We start from the raw sequence: 21099 nt of genomic DNA on the forward strand, positions 1-21099 counted from the left end.
TGACACTACACAAGTCCGAGATAAGTTGGACATATGGATGTAACACGAGCCGCGGCCGTACTGGCGGGCAACTGGCTCGGCTCGTCGACCGTGCCCTCGCGATCGCTCTACCCGCACCAGTGGAGCTGGGACTCGGCGTTCATCGCGATCGGCCTGCGCCACCACGCGCCCGAGCGCGCGCGGCGCGAGCTGCTGACGCTGTTCTCCGCACAGTGGTCTGACGGCCGCGTCCCGCACATCGTGTTCGACCCCGGCACCCCGCCCGAGGCGTACTTCCCCGGCCCGGCCTTCTGGCGCGCCGGGCGGACGTCCGGCATCGTCCAGCCACCGGTGCACGCGCGCGCGGTGCTGGCGGTGCACGAAGCCGCGCCGGACCGTGGATTCCTCGCGACGCTGTACCCGAAACTGCGCGCCTGGCACGAATACCTGCGGGGATCACGCGACGCGGGCGGGCACGGCCTCGCGGCGATCGTGCACCCGTGGGAGTCCGGGATGGACAACAGCCCGGCGTGGGACGAGCCGCTGGCGCGGGTCACGCCGTCGAGCGGCTTCGTCCGCCGCGACCTGGCCCACGGCACCGAGGCGGACCGGCCGAGCGACGCCGACTACGGCCGGTACGTCCGCCTCGCCGCGGACTACCGCGACAGCGATTACCGGGACTTCGGCGACTTCGTCGTCGAGGACCCGGGCTTCAACGCCCTGCTGGCCGACGGCGAACTGGCGCTGGCCGAGATCGCCGAGGAGCTCGGCCTGCCGTCGGAGGAACACCGCGAATCGGCGGCGCGCATCGCGAAGGCGTTGCAGGACACGTTGTGGGACAACGGTTTCTTCTTCGCCCGTGACGTCCGCACCGGGGCGCTGACCCGGCAGCACACGTGCGCCGGGCTGCTGCCGCTGCTGCTCCCGGACCTGGCGGTCGCCCCGGCCCTGCTGGCCACGGCAACCGGCCCGCGCTTCGGCCTCGGCCGCGTCCACGGCATCCCGAGCTACGACCTGACGGCCCCGGACTTCGACCCGGCCCGCTACTGGCGCGGCCCGTCGTGGTCCAACGTCGGCTGGCTCCTCCACCGCGCCCTGCACCACCACGGCGAACACGCGCTCGCCACCCGGCTGCGCACCGACCTCCTGACGACGGCGGCGGCCACGGACTTCGCGGAGTACTGCGACCCGCTGACCGGAGCGGGCCACGGCACCCGCTCGTTCAGCTGGACCGCGGCGCTGGCCGTGGACCTGCTGGCTCAGCCCGCGTAGGCCGAGCCCAGCCAGGTTTCGTCGATGCGCAGCCGCTTGTAGCGCGTGCTGTCGCTCGAGGCCGCGTACGTGCTCGTCACCCGCAGGCGGACGTACCTCGTCGTCGTCGCCGGCAGGTCGATGAACTGGACGCCGCGGTGGCTCGGGAGGGTGCCGGACTTCAGTGCGCTCCCCCAGTTCTTGCCGTCGGCCGAGACGAACACCTGGTAGGCCTTGATGCGCGCGGACTGCTCGGTGTCCGACCGGGCGTAGCTCACCGAGTCTTCGCGCTGGTTGAGGCCGACGTACCGGACCGGCCGCGCGGCGCCGAGGTCGTAGTCCAGGTCGACCGGGAGCGTCTTGCCGTTGTCGAAGTACGTGAGGTAGTCGCCGTCGCTCGCGGACTGTCCACTGTGGCCACTGGCGGACGCGCTCGCCTTCAGCGTCACGGTACGCGGGTCGTACGTTCCCGTGCGGCCCGCCGTTTCGACCTTGAACACCGTGTCGTAGGCGTCCCAGCCCGACAGCCCGGACAGCGTCAGGGTGCCACCACCTTGGCCGAACGAGATCGCGGCGCCGGTGCGGAGGTTCGTGACGCCCGAGACGCGGTAGCCGTTGTCGCGGATCTTCAAGGTGCTCCCCGACGGCTTGGTCAGCACGTGCACGTACTGCGTTCCGCCGCGGATCGTGATGACGCCGTGCGCTCCGTCGTTCCAGAAGCCCGGTTGCATGCCGCCGTACATGTACCCCGCGCCTTCGGTGCCGTCGAGGGATTCCGCGATCGCGCCGAGGTAGCCGGCCGCGAAGTTGTTGAACGCCTCCTGGTTCGCCGGGAACCGGCCGTTCACCATCGCCGTCTCGGCCATCAGGGACTTGATCGACGAGCCGGCGTTCGTCACCAGGCGGCCGAGGTTGAGCGCCTTGGTCACCGGCGGGTTCGAGCCGCCGTACCACCACGAACCGGTGTCGGGCAGCTTGAAGCACGCTTCCGTGAGCCGGGGCATCGCCGTGTACGTCGCCTGCGGGTAGTCGTACGACGGCGTCATGCCGGTCTTCTGCTCGTTGCTGATCGTGTCCATGATCGGCGTGTCTTCGTTGTTGTTGCTCAGCAGGTAGTCCGGGCGCTGCTGGTAGATCTGCCGGTACAGGTCGTGGGACTCCCAGTAGGCGTTGTCGTTGTCGATCCAGAACCCGCCGAGGTCCGGGTAGTTCTTCATGACCTCGAAGAAGTTGTCGTAGCTGAACTGGCCGAAGCCGTCCTGGCCGTCGAGGTCCACCGTCTTGCCCTTGTACTTCGAGTAACCTGCCGAGTCGAGCCACTCGTGGCCGCCCTCGTCGTGCCACTGGGCGTCGTTGGTCATGTAGAGGATGACCTTGAGCCCCTCGGTCTTCGCCGCGGCGACCAGCTCGCCGAGGAAGTCCCGTTTGGTGCTGCAGCTGCCCGGGATCTTCGACGGCCACGCCCGCGAGTAGCCGAGGCGGCTGTGGAAGGAGGCCAGCACCAGGTAGGAAGCGTGCAGCTTCTTCGCCTCGGTGACCCAGTAAGCGGGACTCCACCCGCCGTCGGTGATCGCCTTCTCCCAGGCGCTGCAACTGGTGTAGCCGGGCGAGGTGCGCATGCCCCAGTGCAGGAACAGGCCCGCCTGGCTCTCACGCAGCCACTGCTGGGAGGGTTTCTGCAGATCGGCCGACGCCGGCGCGGCGGTGAGCCCGGCCACCGCCAGCAGAGAAGCGCACACGACACCCAAGCGACGCAAGAACATCGATGACCTCCAGTGGTCTGGTCCACCCGGAGTGGTACTCCTCCGGTTCGCCGTCGGTCAAGCCTCTGATCCGACCTTTGGCACCCGTTTCGCCCACCGGTACACCGAAGTACCCGCCATTCGGGTCAAGTATCTGATATATGACTTAAGAGGTCGGACCTCTATTGACCGGCTCGCGCGAGGCGAGTACATGTTCTCCGTGGGAAGCGCTTTCGCTCCCCGACCACCGCTCCGGCGAAACGGGTAGCACGCCGCGCCCCAGAGCCGGCCGGGATGCCGACGGACGGCGGATCGGCATCCCGGCCACCTCTTCGCACCACCCGCGTCGCGGGGGCCAGTGCAGGAAAGGGACGACGCATGTCCGAGCACCCCCTTCGCCCGACCCGGCGCGCGGTCCTGACCGGCACGCTCGGCGCGCTCGGTGCCCTCGCCGCGGCGGGCCCCCTCGCGCGCGCGGCCGACCGGCTGCCCCCGATCGGCGGTGCCGCGCCGCCACCGGACTGGTCGCGGGCGGTCATCGACTCGACGATGAAGCGCTACACGCCGGGCACCATCGGCGGCTGGGGCTACACCCTCGGGCTCTACCTCTACGGCCAGTACCTCTTCTACCAGCGCACCGGCGAACAGAAGTACCTCGACTACATCGTCGCCTGGTACGACCGGTTCATCACCGACAGCGGGATCTCCAACAGCTTCACGAACCTCGACTCGATGCGCTCGTGCCAGCTGCTGCCGCTGCTCTACGCCGAAACGGGCCGCAAGAAGTACAAGACGGCGGCCGACCAGCTGCGCAAGCGGTTCCCGGCCTACCCCCGCACGTCCGACGGCGGCATGTTCCACGCCACGAGCAAGGTCGGCCAGCTGTGGGGCGACGGTGTGTACATGGCCCAGCCGTTCCTCGCGCTCTACGGCGCCGCGTTCGACGACGGCGCGTACTGCTTCGAGGAGGCGGCGAAGAACATCTCGGTGTACTTCAGCCACCTCCGCGAGCCGGCGAAGGGCCTGCTGTACCACGCTTACGACGAGGACGGCTCCGAATCCTGGTCGTCGGGGGCCGGGCACCACTCGAAGTACCACTGGGCCCGAGCGATCGGCTGGTTCGGCATGGCCACGATCGACATCCTCGAGGTGCTCCCGGCGGACCACCCGCGCCGGGCCGCGCTGATCGACGTCGTGCGGTTCCTGGCCGCGGGCTACCAGCGCTACCAGGACCCGGCCAGCGGCCGCTGGTACCAGGTCGTCGACCGCGGCGGCGAGGCGAAGAACTGGCTGGAGACGTCGGCGTCGTCGATGTACGCGTTCACGATCGCCCGCGGTGTCCAGCGCGGCTACCTGCCCTCGTCCTACCAGGCGGTGGCGGACAAGGGCTACGCCGGCGTGCTGAAGAAGATCTCCCTCGGCTCCGACGGCCTCACGAACATCACCGACATCTGCGAGGGCACCAACGTCGGCGACCTGTCCTACTACTACGCGCGGGCCCGCAAGACGAACGACTTCCACGGCCTGGGCGCGTTCCTGATCATGAACGAGCAGTTCCACCACTGACCACGAGGCGCGCCGCAGGAGGGGCCCCGGCTTTCCGGCCGGGGCCCCTCCGTTTTCGTCAGCAGTCCGAAGTGGACCCCGTCGCGTCCACGCGCAGCGCCGAGTCCCGGACGCAGTAGCCCGTCACCGACTGGAAGCCGATGTCGTACGGGCTCTTACTGCCTTTCTCCGCGGTGAAGTGGTCGAACGTGATGTCCGAGCTGTTGTTGACGATGCTCGCCGGGCGGCCGTCGTCCTTCCCGAAGTCCACCGAGCTGTCCACGAACCGGATGCCGGCCGCGTAGTGCAGGTACCAGCCGTAGGACGGGCGGGTGCCGATGCTCTTCGGGTTGTAGTCCGTCGCGTCGTTGCTCGGCACGCCGGTGCCCGCGGTCCCGTTGCCACCGGGCACGGTCAGCTTGACACCGGTGAAGGTGACATCGGAGACGCGGTGACCGCTGTCCGCGCCCCAGATCGTCGGGCTGAAGTTGCTGCCGGTGTGCGTGCCGGTGACGTTGTCGAACGTGATCCCGCTGATCGAGCCGACGCCGGGGTTGTTCCCGCACCGTTTCCGCGTGCCGATCTTCATCATCACCGGCGAATACGTACCCGACATCGTGATGTTGCGGTAGTGCACGTCGGAGATCTTCGCGCCGTCCATGGAAACGATGCCGAGACCCGATTTGTGCGCGCCGGTGATCGCGATGTCCGAGAACCGGTAGCCGGTGAAGTCACCGCAGGTCTCGGACCCGAACATCAGCGCGTTGCAGCACACCGCCGAGAGTTTCGCGCCGGTCACCGTGACGTTCCCGTTCGGCAGTTTCGCGCCGAGCGCGTAGTCGCTCTTGAACACGAGCGCGTCGTCGTTGGCCGCGATGGCGGCGTTGGTGATGGTGACGTTCGTGGTGCTGATGATGTTCCAGCCGTCGCGATCGCCCGCCGTGTCGATGGTGAGGTGGTCGGAGACGACGTTCTTGCACCCGTTGACCAGCGCCGCGAAGTGCCCGCCGCGGCGCAGCTTGATGCCGGACAACGTCAGCCCGTCGCACCGGGTGAGCGACAGGATCTTGTCCGCCTCACCGGATTTCGGGTTGCCGGTGATCAGGTTGCCGCCGCCGTCGATCGTGCCCGCGCCGGTGAAACCGATGTTCGTCAGCTTGTCGCCGGCGAACATCGCGTTGTGGAAGTGGCTGTGGCCGTAGTCCTGGTAGTCGTCCCAGGGGTTCGATTCGGGCTTGTCGTAGGTGTCCGCACCGGACCCGGTGATCGTCGCGCCCGCGTCGAGCTGGATCGTCACGTTGCTCTTGAGGTGCACCGTGTTCGCGGACTTGTAGGTACCTGAGGGGAACCGGACGGTACCGCCGCCCGCGGCGTTGGCCGCCGTGATCGCCTTGTCGACCGCGGAAGAGTCGTTGGCGGAACCGTTGCCCTTCGCGCCGTAGTCCTTCACGTCGTAGACGCCACCGGGCGCCGCCGCGGAGATTCCGGTACCGGCCACCACCAGCCCGGCCACCGCCCAGCTGATCAGCAAAGATCTTTTCACCGTGAGACCGCCTTGTCATGGAATCGGGAAATTCGGCATGACGGCGGAGAACCCAGATTACGAGTGGCGCCAACGGACTGTCAAGATCGACTGGCTCGGGGGACCCGCGCCACCCCCAGTCGGACGCGGGTCCCCCGGGGTCCTTTCGGGATTTCCGCAGTCTACCGCCGGCGCCCCCGGGGATACCGTGCGAATTTCACGCCCGGACCGAGAATCCCGCATGATCAGGCGAACTCTGGTCCGGACGACAGCAGTGTGAACGCCCGATCGGCCGCCTCGACGGCCGCCGGAAAGCGCTGTCCCGCCGGGACGCCGGCCGCCACCGCGGCCATGTTGGCCGTGGCCAGCACCCGGCGGACCGCCGAAATCCGCGCGGCCGCGAGACTCGCGTCGAGCGCCGGGACGCCGGCCTCCCCGAGCGCGGCGGCCAGCGCCGCCTCCCCCGCACCGGCGAACCCGGCCGGCCGGGTCGTCAGCGCCGGGGTTCCGGTGACCAGCCGGAACACCGCGAGCACGCCGGGCTCGTCGCACAACCCGGTCACCGGTGCACGCTCGTCCAACCCGCGCAGGAACGCCTCCCGCAGCGCTTCGAGGGCTCCCTGCCCGGGCCGGCGGGCGCGGACGACGGCCGCCGCGCCGGTCTCGTGGTCGGCGAACCGGTGCAGCACCAGGTCCTCTTTGGTCGGGAAGTAGGCGAAGAGCGTCCGCTTGGACACCTCGGCCGCGCCCGCCACTTCGGCGACCCCGACGGCGTCGAACCCGCGCTCAAGGAAGAGCTGGATCGCCGCCGCCGAGATCGCCGTCCGCGTAGCGTCCCGGGGTCAGACCTTCTGCAGGCCAGGCTGGCCCGCTTGCACTACGTAACTGACATCGTTCTTGATCACGACCGACGCCGGGTCGTAGACGCTGGTGTCCGACGTGGTCATGAAATCCGCTCGCGTCTGCCCGGGCGTGGTCGTGACGCGGACGTAGCCGCGCTCGCCCTTGCAGTACTTGACGTGGGGGTTGTTCGCGTACCAGGCCGCGCTCGGCGCGGTCGCGGTGTCGCTGTTGCTCGTCACCGACGTCGTGACCAGCTCCGAGCCGATGACCGGGTCGCTGTGGTCGAAGTAGTCCAGCCGCAGGTCGGCGGCCCAGTGCCGGTGGACGTCGCCGGTGAGGACGACGGGGTTGGCGACCTTGCGGTCCACCCAGCCCTGCTGGATCCGGTTGCGGGAGGCCTCGTAGCCCTGCCAGGAGTCGGGGCTCTCGCAGGTGGCCTTGTTCCCGTCACCATCGCGCGTGGCGAAGAAGACCTGCTGGCCGAGGAAGTCCCACGTCGTCGGGTGCGACTCGAACTGCTTGAGCAGCCAGGCTTCCTCGGTGCTGCCGAGGATGCTGCGCGAGGTGCTGCGCGTGTCCGTGCACGACGGCCCGGTCGAGCCGGACGGGTCGGCCACCTGGGCGCTGCGGTACTGGCGCGTGTCGAGCATGTGGAAGCGGGCGAGGTTGCCCCAGACGAACTGGCGGTACAGCTGGATCGACGAGCCGTTCGGCTTGGCCGTGGACCGGATCGGGGTGTTCTCGTAGAACGCCTGGAACCCGGCGGCCTTGCGCGCGGCCGTCGCGGGCGAGGTGGTGCCGTTCCAGTTGTTCATCACCTCGTGGTCGTCGAAGACCACGATCCACGGCGCGATCGCGTGCGCGGCCTGCAGGTCGGCGTCGGTCTTGTGCTGCGCGTGGCGGGCGCGGTACTGCGCGAGCGTCGTCACGTCCTCGGTGAAGGCCAGGCTGCGCGGGTTGCGTTCGGCGGCGGCGCGGCCCGACTTCTTCTCGTAGATGTAGTCGCCGAGGAACAGCACCAGGTCCGGGTCGTCGGCCACGATGCCCTTGTACGCGTGGTAGTAGCCCTCCTCCCAGTGCTGGCAGGAGCTGAAGCAGTACTTGAGCTGGTTGACCGCGGCACCGGCGGCGGGCGCGGTGCGCGTCCGGCCGACCGGCGAAAGGTAGCCGCCGGTCTTGAAGCGGTAGAAGTACTCCCGCGCGGGCTGCAGGCCGGTCGGTTCGATGTGGACGCTGTGCGCGGCCGCGCGGACGGCGCTCACCTGGCCGCTCTGCACGATCGAGCTGAACGCCTGGTCGTTCGCGATCTCCCAGTCGACCGCGTAGGTGGCGTCCGGCATGCCGCCGAAGCCGTCCGGGTCGAGCGGGGCCGGCGCGAGTCTCGTCCACAGGACCACGCTGTCGGGCAGCGGATCGCCGGACGCGACGCCGAGCTGGAAGGGATCGTGGACGGCCGGGGCGGCGGCCGTGGTGCGGGCGTTCGCCCATGACGGCAGCGCCGCCGAAGCCGCGGTGGCGGTGACCGCGGCGAGGCCGCCGAGGAGCACCTTGCGCCGGTTGACCTGACCCATGGTGGAAAGCCCTTTCTCTTCGGGTGGACGCGGTCAGGCCGCGAAGTCGGTGAGGCCGTCGCTGCAGGACTTCAGGTCCGGCTTGCCGGTGGTGTAGTCGGCGACGCAGACCTTGTAGAAGACCCAGCCGCCGTGCGAGACGGAGACGGCCTTGTCGGCCTTCGTGCCCTCGCCACCGGAGTTCCAGACGTAGAACGGCCCGGCGCCGCCCTTGAGCCAGTAGGCGACGACGGCGGAGTAGCCGTCGGCGTTCGTGTCGTAGACCAGGAAGTGCGAGTCGGACGAGCGGTACTGCCCTTCGCCGGCACAGGCGCCGGCGCACTGGGCGCTGCCCGTGCCGACCCCGCAGTCCGGCGCGATCCGCGTGTCGGAACCGGTGTAGACGTAGGTGTCCGAGATGTACCCGCCGAGCGCGGGCACGTAGTCCCAGAGCGTGCTGGTGCCGTAGGTGCCGGTCACCGAGGAGCCGGTGAGCTGGCAGTCGATGGCCACGGTCGCGCCGTTCGCGACGGTCTTGACGGCCGTGGCGCTGGCGGTCGGCGCCCGGCGGACGTTGAGCGGGTCGCCCGCGGTCTTCACGGTGCCGCTCGCCGCGGCGGACGCCTCGAGCGCGCCGCCGGCCGCGAGCGAGCCGATCGCCGCCACGATCACCCCGAGTCCGGCGATACGCCGGAGGTTCAAACGCTTCATGGCGGGAGCGTGACCGCGGCCCGTACACGTCTCGTACAAAGCCCGTCCTCGCGCGCACGCGCGCGCCCAGACACTCCGAATGGATCTATCGCCCGAGGTCGGGCGGTCATAGCATCCGCTCATGGGGGAACTCATCGGGCAGGTTGAGACCACCTCGCTGACCATCCGCGTGCTCGGCCCGCTGGAGGTCACCGCCGCCGGGCGGGTGATCGCGCTGGGCGGGCCGAAGCCCCGGCTGCTGCTGGCCGCGCTGGCGCTGCAGCCGAACGTCGTCGTGTCCACCGACGTCCTGGTCGAAGTGCTGTGGCCGGAATCGGCACCGCGGTCGGCGGCGGCGAACATCCGCACGTACGTCCATTCGCTGCGAAGGCGCTTCGCCGAAATCGACCCCGGTCTCGGCGAACGGATCAGCAGCCGCGCGTCCGGCTACCTGCTGACCGCGTCCCCGGCGGAGCTGGACCACCTCGCCTTCGCGGCGTTGGCGGGCGAAGCGCAGGAAGAGCTTGATCGCGACCGGGCCGAGAGCGCTCTCAAGCTGCTCGACCGCGCCGACGCGCTGTGGCGCGGCGAAGTCCTCGAAGGACTGCCGCACGACCACAGCTGGGGCGCGACCGTCGCCCGGCTCGCCGAACTCCGGCTGTCGGTGCAGGAACAGCGCCTGCGCGCGCGGATCGGCCTCGGCCGCTGCGGGGAGGCCGTCGCCGAGCTGCGCGGGCTGGTCACCGAGCACCCGCTGCGCGAAGAGCTCTGGGCGCAGCTGATCGTCGCGTTGCGCGCCGCGGGGCGGACCGCCGACGCGATCGAGGCGTACGAGTCGGCCGAGCGCGTCCTGCGCGAAGAGCTCGGCGCCGGACCGGGTGCGCGGCTGCGCGAGCTGCGCGCGACGCTGGTGCCGGAGACCGTCGCCGCCCCGCGCCCCGCCGACGTCGCCCCGGTCTGCCAACTGCCGCTCGACCTGCCGGACTTCACCGGCCGTGACGACGTGATCCGCGACGTCGTCGCCCTGATGCGGGACCGGGCCGGCTCGGGCACGCCCGCCGTCATCGTGCTCACCGGCGCGCCCGGGGTCGGGAAGTCGGCGCTCGCCGTCCGCATCGCGCACGCCGTCCGCGAGGAGTTCGCCGACGGCCAGCTGCACGTCGACCTGGCCGGCACGTCGTCTTCGCCGCGCGCGCCGATGGGCGTGCTCGCCGAGCTGCTGCACGCGCTCGGCGTCCCGGACGCGGGCCTGCCGCGGGAGCCGGCCGAGCGGTCGGCGCTGCTGCGGTCGCGGCTGGCCGGGCGGCGGATGTGCGTCGTGCTCGACGACGCCGGGAGCGCCGCCCAGGTGCGGCCGCTGCTGCCCGGGGCCGGCGCGTGCGCGGTGCTGGTGACCAGCCGGATCCGGCTGCCGGGGCTGGCCGGCGCGAAGGCGGTCGACGTCGACCTGCTGCCCGAGGCCGAGGCCGCGCGGCTGCTGCAGGGCATCGTCGGCGCCGAGCGGGTGGCCGCCGAGCCGGAGAGCGCGGCGGCGATCCTGCGCCAGTGCGGGCACCTGCCGCTGGCCATCCGGGTGGCCGGCGCGAAGCTGACGCACCGGCCGGGCTGGACGCTGCGGCTGCTGGCCGACCGGCTGCGCGACGAGCACCGGCGGCTCGACGAACTGCGCGTCGGCGACCTCGCCGTCCGGGCGAGCGTGACGCTGTCCTACGACCTGCTGCCGATGTCCGCGGCCACCGCGTTCCGCGGGCTCGGGCTGCTCGGGCCGGTCCAGTTCCCGCCGTGGGCGGTCGCGGCCGTGCTCGGCCGCCGCGACGCCGAAGACGTGCTCGACGTGCTGGTCGACGGCCACCTCGTCGAGCTGGTCGGGTCCGATTCGGCGGGGCAGCCGCGGTACCGGCTCCACGACCTGCTGCGCGTGTACGCGGTCGAGCTGGCCGCGCGGAGCGACGCGGAGAAGACGCGGGCTGCCCTGCGCCGGGTCCTGACCGGCTACCTGGCGCTGGCGCTGGAGGCCGCGCGCCGGATGCCGCTGCACTTCTTCGGCATGTACTGCGACGACGAGCTGCCGCGCCCGGCGGTGCCCGCGGACGTCCTGCCCGACGACCCGGCGGCGTGGTTCGCGGCCGAGCGCCACACCAGCGTCGCGGCGGTTTCCCTGGCCGCGGACAACGGCTTCGACGACCTGGCCTGGCAGCTGGCGTCGGCGCTGGCACCGTACTTCGACCTGCGCGGCCACCAGGACGACTGGCACAGCACCCACCTCATCGCCCTGGCCGCGGCCCGCCGCACGGGCTCACTGCGCGCGGAGGCGATCGTCCAGCGCAACCTCGGGCAGTACCTGCTCTACCAGGACGAATACGCGGGTTCGCGGGTGGCGTTCGAGGAGTCCCGGGCGCTGTTCGAGCGGGTCGGCGACGCGCAGGGGGCCGGCATCGCGCTGACCGGGCTCGCCACGATCCTGCGCATCGAGGGCGAGGACGACCGCGCACTCGACCACTGCCACGAGGCGCTCAAGCTGTTCGCGGAGGCGGACGACCCGCACGGCGAAGCGGTGGCCCGCATCGGCGCGGGCGCGGTCTGGATGTCCCGAGGCTGCTACGCGGCGGCGAAGCGCTGGTTCACCGACGCCTTGGAGCTGTCCGCGGCGATCGGCGACCGGCACCGCGAAGCCCACGCGTTCAAGCGCCTGGGCCTGCTGTTCCAGCACCAGGGCAACCTGGCGGCGGCCCGCGAGCACGTCGACCGGGCGATCGCGATCTTCACCGACCTCGGTGACGATCATTGTGTGGGGTACGCGAACCAGAACCTCGGTGAGTTGTGCCTGCACAGTGGGGACTTCGCGCATGCGCAGCTGTTGCTGGTGAACTCGTTGTCGGTGCACCGCCGGAACGGGGACCGCCGGTCGGAGGCGGAGGTTTCGCAGCTGCTCGGGGAGCTGCACCGGGCGCTTTCGCAGCCGGAGCGGTCGCGGGACTACTCGGAGCGGGCGCTGGCGATCTGGCGGGAGCTGTCCTCCTCCCGGCCCCCGGCTCCCGCGGCGCCCGCCGAGCCGCCGCACATCGTTTCCGCCTGACGCCCGGGTGCACAACCTGCTTGTACGGATCGTGTACGTCGTCCCGTCAGTCTTTCGCCACGTTCGAGTGAACAGGTGCGAAGGGAGAACCGGGGATGATCCGGATCAGGAAGGCCGGCCGCGTGACCGCGGCGGTTCTGGCCGCGGGGGCGGTGACGGCGCTGGCCGGAGCACCCGCCCAGGCCGCGGCGAAGACCGATGGCGCGAGCTGGACCGCCGATGTGTCCACTGTGGACAGCGATGACGTCAACGTCGCCGGCACCGGCGGAACGCTGACGCTGGCCGACGCCGCGTGGCACAGAACCGCGCGGGTTTTCGCCGGCAGTGAAGGCAGTCTCACCACCGCCGAGCACGCGCTCGGCTCCGCCGCCAACCGCGTCAGCGCGGAACTGGCCGCCGACACGCCGAAGGGGACCTCGGTCGACGTCGACGTCCGCGGCCGGACCGGGGTGAACGACTGGACCGAGTGGACGCCCGCGGGCACCACGCTCAAGACCGCCGTCTCCGCCGTGCAGGTGCGCATCAGCCTGCACAGCAGCACCGACGGCGTGCGGCCGACGGTCAAGGACGTCAAGCTCAGCGCCGACAACGCCCCGCAGGTCAACGCGCTGGCCGCGGCCGCCGCGCTGACGTACAAGGTCTACGGCACCCGCGAGGGCCTGATCGGCGGCACGACCGCGAACGGTCACGTCATCACCAGCCGCGACCACTTCGTCGCGCTTCCGTCCGGGAAGGGCTTGTCCGGCAAGGGATCCGGCACCTACTCCGTGCGCGTCTGCCGCACCGACGGCAGCAAGTGCGAGTACGCGCCGGTGTGGGACATCGGCCCGTGGAACGAGCAGGACGACTACTGGAACCCGGCGGCGACCCGGACCAAGTTCAAGGACCTGCCGCAGGGCCAGCCCGAGGCGTACGCCGCTTACTACAACGGGTACAACGGCGGCAAGAGCGGCCTCGGCTACAAGGTGGCGAACCCGGCCGGCATCGACCTCGCCGACGGCGTCTTCTGGGACGGGCTCGGCATGTCCGACAACGGCAACGTCAACGTCACCTACCTGTGGACCGGCTCCGGCCCGACCGGCGTGGTCAGCACCGCGGGCGACCCGATGAACGTCCGGGCGAGCGCGAGCACGTCGGCCGCCATCAAGGGCCTCGCGGCGAACTACGCCAAGGTGACCATCGAGTGCTACGTCGAGGGCGACACCGTCACCGGCAAGTTCGGCACCAGCAACATCTGGGATCGCATCGGCCCCGGCCACTACGTGTCGGACACCTACCTGCAGACCGGCTCCGACCTCCCAGTGGCGCCGAAGTGCTGAAGCACTGAAGCTCTGAAGCGCGGCTCGAGTGAGCCTCGATCATCGCGTGGTTGACTGCCCTCACCCCCGCGATAACAGCGAAGGCCCGGTGTCCCCCACCGGGCCTTCGCCCTTTTCTCCGCCATTCCCGCTCACCGGGACGTCAATTCACAAGCGTGAATGCGAGTCCGCCGGGTGTACAACTCACGGGTGACCGTGCAAAAATTCCGGGCACTTTCCCCGCACGGAATGGCGGTCCCCTGTGAGCGTTTCCCGGAGAACCCTGCTGACCACCGCGGCCGGTGCCGCGGTGGCCGCGAGCAGTTCGACCTCTGCTTTCGCGGCCACCCCCGAAGTTCCCGACCAGGCCACCGTGACCCGGACGCTCCGCCAAGCGGCCGATTACGCGGTGGCGAAGCTGCGCGCGGTGGCCCCCGGCGTCACCGCGTTCCCGGTCGGCACGAAGTTCGAGAAATGGACCTATTCGCAGAATGGCGACTGGGTCGGCGGATTCTGGCCCGGCCAGTTGTGGCTGGCCTGGCTGCACAGCGGCGAGGAACAATTCAAGACCCTCGCGCTGGCGTCCGCGGAGAAACTCGCGCCGCGCCGGACCGACACCGGCACGCACGACCTCGGCTTCCTCTTCTACCCCTCGTGGGTGACGGCGTGGCGGCTCACCGGCGACGAGAAGTGGCGCGCGGGCGCGATCCAGGCCGCGTCGTCGCTCATCAAGCGCTACAACCCGGCCGGGAAGTTCATCCGCGCCTGGGGTGCGCTGAACGACCCGGACAACGCCGGCCGCGTCATCATGGACACGATGATGAACCTGGACCTGCTGGCGTTCGCGACCGAGCAGACCGGGGACCCGGCGTACCTGGACATCGCGGTCGCGCACGCCAGGACCGCGCAGAAGAACTTCCCGCGCCCCGACGGTTCGACGCCGCACGTGTTCGACTTCGACCCGGTCACCGGCGCGCCGGTCGGGCCGAACACCGTGCAGGGTTACAGCCCGGCGTCGTGCTGGTCGCGCGGGCAGGCGTGGGGCGTCTACGGGTTCACCACGATCCACCGGCGCACCGGCGACCCGGAGTTCCTGACGACGGCGCGGCGCCTCGCGGACTACGCGCTGTCCCGGCTGACCGCCGACCACGTGCCGGTGTGGGACTACCTGGCGCCGCAGGCCCCCGACGACGTCAAGGACGCCTCGGCCGGCGTGATCATGGCGTGCGGCCTGCTGGACCTGGCCGAGCTCACGCACCGCCCGCAGTACCGGGACAGCGCGCTGCGCATCCTGACGGCGGTGTCGCGCACGTGCCTGACGACGAAGTCCACGCGCGCCGAAGCGAGCGTCGCCCGCTGCACCCGCAACCGCCCGGCCGAGGACGGCGTCGAGGTGTCGCTCCCCTACGCCGACTACTACCTGCTGGAAGGCATCCTGCGGGTGCTGGACCGGCGGAAGGTCGACCGCGCGGTCGACCTGTCGAGCGTGTAGCGGCGTCCGGGGAGGCCGCCACCTCCCCGGACGTGCTTTCAGTGCTGGTGGTGCGCGTGCACCTTGGCGTGGCCGAGACCGCGCCCGATCATCCACTTGTTGACCGGCACCGTGACGACGAACGCGATCGCCAGCGACAGCGCCAAGGCCAGCCAGAAGAGGAAGCTGGCCAGCCCCGCGTCCATCGCCCCCGGGATCGCCACGACCACGGTGTTGTCGATCAGCTCCATGACGGCGATCGACACGGTGTCCGCGGCGAGCGCGACCTTGAAGGCGGCCTGGACGCCCAGGCCCGACTTCAAGACCCCGCGCATGGTCAGGCCGTAGCCGAAGACGAAGGCCAGCGCGATCGACAGGACCACGGTCGCCGCGTTGTGCAGGCCGAACGCCGTGCCCAGCACCATGCCGAGCACCTCACCGATGGCGCAGCCGGTCAGGCAGTGGAGGGTCGCCTGGATCGCCGTCGCCCACGAAGCCCCGTGCTGTTCGTTCATGCCGGCGACTATACCCCTGGGGGGTACCAAACGCGAGTTCCGCGAGTCACACGCCGAGCGACGAGGGAAGCTCGAGAGGGCGTCATTGTCACCCTGCGTGGCCGACACCGCCGACCAGGCGATCTTCTTCTCATCCACCCGGAGCAGAACTCACTTCCGTAACCCTTTGCGCACATCCCGTTGACCTCCGTTACCCGGGGCCCTACCGTTCGCCCTTGGTCTCCACCGTGCGCAGACCGTCCGCAAGTCATGAGGAATGGGTGGGATGCGAGGGCCGACGAAGACCTTCCGGCTGGTCGCGACGCTGCTGCTGGGTGCCGTGCTGACGGTCGGGGGCTGCTCGGACCAGCTGGGCAGCGCGCCCGCGCCGGCTCCCACCCGGGTCGCCTTCGTGCCGAAGATCGGGGGCATCCCGTACTTCGAGGCCATGGACACCGGCGGGCAGGAAGCCGCGAAGCAGCTGGGCGTGGCGTGGTCCACGAACGCGCCGGGCAGCGTCGACCCGGCCGCCCAGGTCGCCATCCTCCGTGAGCTGATCGCCAAGAAGGTCGACGTCATCGTCGTGGCGCCCAACGACCCGGCCGCGCTCGCGCAGGTGATCGGCGAGGCCCGGGCGAAGGGCATCCACGTGCTGACCTCGGACACCGACGCGCCGGGCACGCAGCGTGAGGTGTTCGTCAACCAGGCCACCGCCAAGGGCATCGGGACCGCGCTCGTCGACGCGCTGATGAAGAAGACCGGCGGCACCGGGCAGTACGCGATCGTCTCCTGCGGCCCGGCCGCGGCGAACCTCAACACGTGGATCGCGGTCCAGAAGGACTACGCCGCCACGCAGTACCCGAAGGCCCAGCTCGTCGAGACCGTCTACGCGGGCGAGAACCAGGACACCGCGACGAACCTCGCCAAGGAGCTGATGGTCCGCCACCCCGGCCTGACCGGGCTGATCGGCGAGTGCACGACGTCGGCGCCCGGCGTCGCGAAGGCCGTGCGCGACGCGGAAAAGATCGGCCAGGTCTTCACCGTCGGGGTCGGGACGCCGCAGGCGATCAAGCCGTTCCTGCTCGACGGGTCCTGCTCGCAGTCGGTGCTGTGGAACGTCGAGTCGCTCGGCTACCTCACCGCGTGGACGGCGAAGCAGGTCGCCGACGGCAAGCCGCTCCAGGCCGTCAACAAGGTGAGCCTGGAGTTGCCGGCGGTGAAGTTCGACGCCCCGTCGAAGACCGTCCTGCTGGGCGATCCGCTGCTCATCACCGCCGACAACGTCGACCAGTTCAAGTACTAGCGCACGTCGATGGTGACCGTCGCGGTGCTCGTCGCCGCCGGGAGCCTCGTGGTGTCGACGGCCAGGTACTCGCCGTCGTCCTGACGGCCGTCCGGCAGTGTCTTCGGGTGCAGCGCGTACGGCGGTGCCGCGTTCGTCACGGCGTCGATGCCGAAGTCGTTGTCGTTGCTGATCACGACGGTCCGGCCGCCGTCGGTGGTCGCGACGCCTTCGACCTTGTCGTGCCCGAAGAAGCCGCCGCTCGGGTCCAGCCCGGTCACCAGGGCACCGAGGTCGAGGTACAGCTTCTTCGAAACCGGCTTGATGCCGGCCGCGGCCAGGTCGGCGGTCGCCTGGGCGGCGGTGTCCTTGCCGACGTAGGCGTCGATGCTCTTGCCGCCGACGAGCAGCCCGCCCTTGACGGCGTCATAACCCGCGGCGCGCGGGCCGACGTCGGTGGCGCCGCTCAGGTCGATCTCGTACAGCTTCTTGAAAGCACCCGGCTCCGGCTTGCCGTCGCGCTCGTCCACCAGGAACCGCGTCGCCGACAGCGCCGTGATCTCGCTGACCGCGGTGCCCGTCGCGTCCGGGTCGTCGAGCAGGTAGAGGTACTCGTGCGTGGCGCGGGTCCGCAGGTCGACGGTGACGATCCGCAGCGTCGTCACGTTGCCCGGCTTCTTCGTCAGGTCCGGCTGCTGCAGCGCCGACTGCATGACGCCGACCAGCGTCCGGCCGTCCGGGGTGAGCGCGAGGCCTTCCATGCCCTTGTTCGGGACGCGGTACTTCAGCTCGCCCGGCAGCGAGCCGTCGTACGGCGAGAGGCGCTCGAGCGCGCGGCCGTCGCGGCCGAAGTGCGTGATGAAGGGGCCGTACTCGTCGGACACCCAGAACGTGCCGTCGCGCTGGGCGACCAGGCCTTCGGAGTCGTAGCCGTTCGCGGACTTCGGGAGGGTGTTCCCGTTCAGGTCGACGATGGTCTCGCCGGTGTCGGCGACCGGGCTGACCTGGCCGTTGTACGGCGTGCCGTCCGCCGCGCGCAGCGGGACCACCTTCTCCAGCACGGCCTTCCCGTCCCGCAGCCGGAACTTGCCGATCGCCGGGGTGAACGCGGGCAGCGGCTCGATCTTGCCGCCACCGGGCGCGTCGACGTTCGGGCCGCGGTCGGTGAGGCCGTAGACCTCGTCACGGGAGAGGGGCACCGGGGTCAGCGCCGAACCGTAGGCGCCGCCCTTGACCTCGACGCCGCCGATCGTCGCCAGCGGCGGGAGGGCCGTCGGGTAGAGCTTCACCGCGTCGGAAACGGTGTAGGTGAAGGAATCCCGGCCGGTGAAGCCGGGCGCCGGGGTGTAGTGGAACGTCCCGTCGGCGCCGATCGCCACCGTGCCGTGCGCGGCCGCGGTGTGCCGGACGACCGCGGTGGCCGACCGGTCGTTGCCGAGCACCCCGCCCCGCAGGGGCTGCCCCGCGCGGACGCGGTAGTGGTCGTCCTTCGCCCGCGGGCCGTGGTCGTGGGCCGCCGCCGGTCCCGCCGCCACCAGCGGCAGCGCCAGCACCCCGGCCACCAGGGCGATTCGTACCCGCTTCATCCGGTTCTCCTCCTCCGGCGCGCCGATCGCGCCGGAGGAGGAGTCTGAGCGGCCGAAGTGGACAACGGACGTCTTCGAGAAGGCGCCGGCCTTAACGGTGCCGCCGTCCGTGCGCGGCCGCGGCTCCGCCGCCGAGCACCAGGATCAGCGCGGTGAGCCCCCAGCGGCGTTGCTGCCGGGTCCGGTGCGCGGTGTCGTCGGCCGCCGGCTGCGGTTTCTCGGTCGGCCGCGCGCGCGGTGCGGACGTCGGCGGCGGCGCCGGTGCCGGGGTGACCTCCCGGGGGCGGACGACCGGCGCCGGCGTGGGTGCCGGCGCCGGCACCGGGGCGGCCGGCTGTTCGACCGGCGGCGGCCGCGGCGGTGGCGGGGGTTCCGGCGCCGGGGTGGTCGGGGTCGGCGTCGGTGCCGGGGTCGTCGTCTGCGGCGGGGCCGGTGTCGTGGTCGGCGGCGGAGATGGCTCAGGCGACGACGTCGTGGGCGGTGGGGGCGGGGGTGGCGGCGGGGGCGGCGGTGTTTCGGTGAGGCAGCCGGCCGCGTCGCCGCTCACCAGCACCGGCCCGGTCGCGACCTCGACCGCCGGGCCCGAGCCGTCACGCGGCAGCCGGTAGGTGACGCTGCGGTGCCCGTCGCGGTTGGCCGTGGCGTAGATCGCGCCGGGGCCGAGCACGACCGAGCCGTACGCGCCGCCGTCGGGGAACCTCAGCCCGGGCACCGGCACGACCTTGCCGGTCGCCGGGTCGAGCGTGACGACGGCACCGCCGCCGCGCGAAGTCGTCGAGACGCCGTAGAGCAGCCCGTCCACCGGGTCGTAGGCGAAGTCGTCGACGCCGACGGCCAGCGACACCGGCCGCAGCGGCGTCCGGTGCACGACCCGCAGGTAGTCCTGGGTCGCCGGGCTGATGTCCACCGTGTACAGATCGCTGTCCTGCCGGACGTACCAGCGGTTCCCGGCGACCGCGCCGGCGGTCGCGCCGGTGACCAGGCTCCACAGTGGACGCGTCGCGCCCGCGCGGCCGATCACGCCCAGGTCGGTGACGGTGCCTTGGCCGTCGATCCGGACGGCGTGCGCGCCGTGGGCGTACCGGCCGCCGCGGGTGCCGTCGGCGACGCCGTAGACGAGGCCCTGAGCGGCGGAGTACCCCATCGCGTTGATCCAGTACCCGGCCTGCGTCAGGCGTTTCGTGGCGCCGCTGGGCAGGTCGAGCAGCCGCAACGTCGTCGGCGCGCCGCTGCGTTCGTTTTCCGCCTGCAGGATGGTGCAGCGGTCCGGCGCCTGGGCCGCCGGCTGCCGGGACGGCGTGAGCCAGCCGGTCGCCGCGAGCAGCGCCGAGACCGCCGCGGCGACGCCGAGCATCGCCGCCCAGCGGGCCCGCGTGCCGGTCAAGCCAGCCGGTCCAGCGCCGTCGTGAACGCCTCCGGCGGCACCTTCGCCCCGCCGCTGAACGGGTTCTGCAGTTCGTGGATCGCGAAGAGCAGCAACGTGATCGTGCCGGCCAGCGTGGACACGATGATGATGTGCGCGGCCAGCCGGGTGCCGCCGAACAGGTTGGGCAGCAGGATCGCGGTGATGATGCTGCCGAGGATCAGCGCGAACCAGACGACCGCGCCGACCCCGCCGCCGCCGGAGTTGGCCAGCCGCTGCTGGCGGGCCTGGTAGACCGACCAGAGCTGGTTGGTGGCCTCGGTCTTGCGGTCGATCTGCCAGTCGCCGTCGACGTCGGCGGCCGCGACCGCCTGGCGCATCTGGTCGAGCTGCGTCCAGCCGGTCGCGGGGATCGCGCCGCCGTCGGCCAGGCGCGGCCATTCCTGGTCCTCGACCGTGCGCGCGTAGGCGACGGCGAGCTCGCGCACCCGGTCCTTCGTGTCGGCGGGCAGCGCGTCGGCCGCCCAGGTGGCCGCGACCAGGCTGTCGGCCTCGGTCTGCGCGTCCTGGCTCGCGGAGCCGACGGAGTCGAACAGGGAGATGAGCACGAACGCGACCAGCACCGCGTGCAGCCCGCCGACGATGGTGAACACCTGGCCCGCCGCGTCGTTGTTGTCGGGCCGGCCTTCGTCCCAGCCGAACCGGCGGACCAGGTAGGCGATCAGGCCCCCCACCAAGGCCGCGCCGGCCACCCAGAGCGCACCGGTCACGAAGATGTTCATCCACGTCCTTTCCCCGCCGGGGGTTTCCACCACCGGGATCACCCAAGTCACCAATCCGGCCGAAGCAGGCGGACGCGGTCCGCAGCCGATCCACACGACGTGCCGGTTTCCGCCGTGACTGCCGCCGGATTGGTAACCAGCGAGACAGTAGTCACCGGTTTCCGGCCGGACAACCGTACATTGTTCGATTCATCCGGGTGGCCGCACCCCGGTCCAGGATTTCGCCGGTTCGGCCCAGTTTCCGGCGACCGGACGGCGGTCATCGCTCCGGCCGGCGACCGGCTGTTCCCCTTATGAGCTGGACACTTCCCGACCGGGTGACGCTCGCACACCGGGGGTGACCGAGCCTCCGGCGGCGGGTGTCCGAAATGGCGGCGCGGCTCCCGTCAATCGAACTCGGTGACCCGATCGTGGCATTGTGCGGTGGCGCGCCGTTGCTATGTTGATTTCGCGACTTCGCTGGACCACGCGAATTTCGCTCCGACGCGATTGATGAGGGGTTTTCGCTGTGACTGTCACCGACCCGGTGGAATCCGAACAGACACCACTGAGCCTCGGCCGCGCCGCCGCCCGGACACTGGCCACCACGACCAAGTCCGTACCCCAGATGCAAGGCATCTCCACC

15 protein-coding genes are annotated in these 21099 nt (G+C 70.9%); 6 read left to right on the top strand and 9 right to left on the bottom strand.

Going from position 1 to position 21099, the window contains the following annotated elements:
• Positions 1-33: 33 nt before the first annotated feature.
• Positions 34-1251 carry an MGH1-like glycoside hydrolase domain-containing protein gene (locus ACLJQM_RS31985; protein WP_410634052.1) on the top strand — a complete coding sequence of 406 codons (1218 nt, stop codon included), beginning with the start codon at positions 34-36 and terminating at the stop codon, positions 1249-1251.
• Here the strand turns inward: ACLJQM_RS31985 and ACLJQM_RS31990 are convergent.
• Complete coding sequence (locus tag ACLJQM_RS31990) at positions 1239-2993, bottom strand: alpha-L-fucosidase (RefSeq protein ID WP_410634053.1); 1755 nt, start codon at positions 2991-2993, stop codon at positions 1239-1241. The genes ACLJQM_RS31985 and ACLJQM_RS31990 overlap by 13 nt on opposite strands.
• Before the next feature lie 357 nt (positions 2994-3350).
• Here ACLJQM_RS31990 and ACLJQM_RS31995 point away from each other — a divergent pair, with 357 nt between their 5' ends.
• Entirely contained in the window at positions 3351-4538 is a 1188-nt protein-coding gene (locus ACLJQM_RS31995; RefSeq protein WP_410634055.1) for a glycoside hydrolase family 105 protein, read from the top strand.
• A gap of 58 nt (positions 4539-4596) precedes the next feature.
• On the opposite strand, the gene ACLJQM_RS32000 is transcribed toward ACLJQM_RS31995, so the two are convergent.
• The 4 genes from ACLJQM_RS32000 to ACLJQM_RS32015 all read right to left on the bottom strand — a co-directional run bounded on the left by ACLJQM_RS32000 (position 4597) and on the right by ACLJQM_RS32015 (position 9143).
• Entirely contained in the window at positions 4597-6060 is a 1464-nt protein-coding gene (locus ACLJQM_RS32000) for a glycoside hydrolase family 28 protein (protein WP_410634056.1), read from the bottom strand.
• A 224-nt stretch (positions 6061-6284) separates the two neighbouring features.
• Positions 6285-6857, bottom strand: a complete 573-nt coding sequence (locus ACLJQM_RS32005) for a TetR family transcriptional regulator (protein WP_410634080.1) — start codon at positions 6855-6857, stop codon at positions 6285-6287.
• Between the two features lie 24 nt (positions 6858-6881).
• Entirely contained in the window at positions 6882-8453 is a 1572-nt protein-coding gene (locus ACLJQM_RS32010; protein WP_410634058.1) for an alkaline phosphatase D family protein, read from the bottom strand.
• 33 nt (positions 8454-8486) lie between these two features.
• Positions 8487-9143 (bottom strand): SH3 domain-containing protein, encoded by a 657-nt coding sequence (locus ACLJQM_RS32015; RefSeq protein WP_410634059.1) that lies wholly within the window; start codon positions 9141-9143, stop codon positions 8487-8489.
• 121 nt (positions 9144-9264) lie between these two features.
• On the opposite strand from ACLJQM_RS32015, the gene ACLJQM_RS32020 reads away from it, so the two are divergent.
• The 3 genes from ACLJQM_RS32020 (at position 9265) to ACLJQM_RS32030 (ending at position 14988) form a co-directional block, all read left to right on the top strand.
• On the top strand, positions 9265-12198 hold the full coding sequence (locus tag ACLJQM_RS32020; protein ID WP_410634061.1) for a BTAD domain-containing putative transcriptional regulator: 2934 nt from the start codon (positions 9265-9267) through the stop codon (positions 12196-12198).
• A 95-nt stretch (positions 12199-12293) separates the two neighbouring features.
• A complete protein-coding gene (locus ACLJQM_RS32025) occupies positions 12294-13517 on the top strand; it encodes a hypothetical protein (protein WP_360774802.1) in 1224 nt (407 codons plus the stop codon).
• Positions 13518-13758: 241 nt separating this feature from the next.
• A complete protein-coding gene (locus ACLJQM_RS32030; RefSeq protein WP_360774805.1) occupies positions 13759-14988 on the top strand; it encodes a glucuronyl hydrolase in 1230 nt (409 codons plus the stop codon).
• 38 nt (positions 14989-15026) lie between these two features.
• On the opposite strand, the gene ACLJQM_RS32035 is transcribed toward ACLJQM_RS32030, so the two are convergent.
• Positions 15027-15482 carry a DUF4396 domain-containing protein gene (locus ACLJQM_RS32035; RefSeq protein WP_247013818.1) on the bottom strand — a complete coding sequence of 152 codons (456 nt, stop codon included), beginning with the start codon at positions 15480-15482 and terminating at the stop codon, positions 15027-15029.
• Between the two features lie 265 nt (positions 15483-15747).
• On the opposite strand from ACLJQM_RS32035, the gene ACLJQM_RS32040 reads away from it, so the two are divergent.
• Positions 15748-16764, top strand: coding sequence for an autoinducer 2 ABC transporter substrate-binding protein (locus ACLJQM_RS32040; RefSeq protein ID WP_410634062.1), 1017 nt, complete (start codon positions 15748-15750; stop codon positions 16762-16764).
• Here ACLJQM_RS32040 and ACLJQM_RS32045 read toward each other — a convergent pair.
• The 3 genes from ACLJQM_RS32045 to ACLJQM_RS32055 all read right to left on the bottom strand — a co-directional run bounded on the left by ACLJQM_RS32045 (position 16761) and on the right by ACLJQM_RS32055 (position 20474).
• Positions 16761-18329 (bottom strand): esterase-like activity of phytase family protein, encoded by a 1569-nt coding sequence (locus ACLJQM_RS32045; RefSeq protein ID WP_410634063.1) that lies wholly within the window; start codon positions 18327-18329, stop codon positions 16761-16763. The genes ACLJQM_RS32040 and ACLJQM_RS32045 overlap by 4 nt on opposite strands.
• A 91-nt stretch (positions 18330-18420) precedes the next feature.
• Complete coding sequence (locus ACLJQM_RS32050; protein WP_360774812.1) at positions 18421-19713, bottom strand: DUF6923 family protein; 1293 nt, start codon at positions 19711-19713, stop codon at positions 18421-18423.
• Positions 19710-20474, bottom strand: a complete 765-nt coding sequence (locus ACLJQM_RS32055; protein WP_247013826.1) for a DUF4239 domain-containing protein — start codon at positions 20472-20474, stop codon at positions 19710-19712. Before ACLJQM_RS32055 ends, ACLJQM_RS32050 begins: the two co-directional genes overlap by 4 nt.
• Between the last annotated feature and the right edge of the window lie 625 nt (positions 20475-21099).

This window comes from Amycolatopsis sp. cmx-4-83 (genome assembly GCF_046548815.1).
In the GTDB taxonomy this organism is placed as follows: domain Bacteria; phylum Actinomycetota; class Actinomycetes; order Mycobacteriales; family Pseudonocardiaceae; genus Amycolatopsis; species Amycolatopsis pretoriensis_A.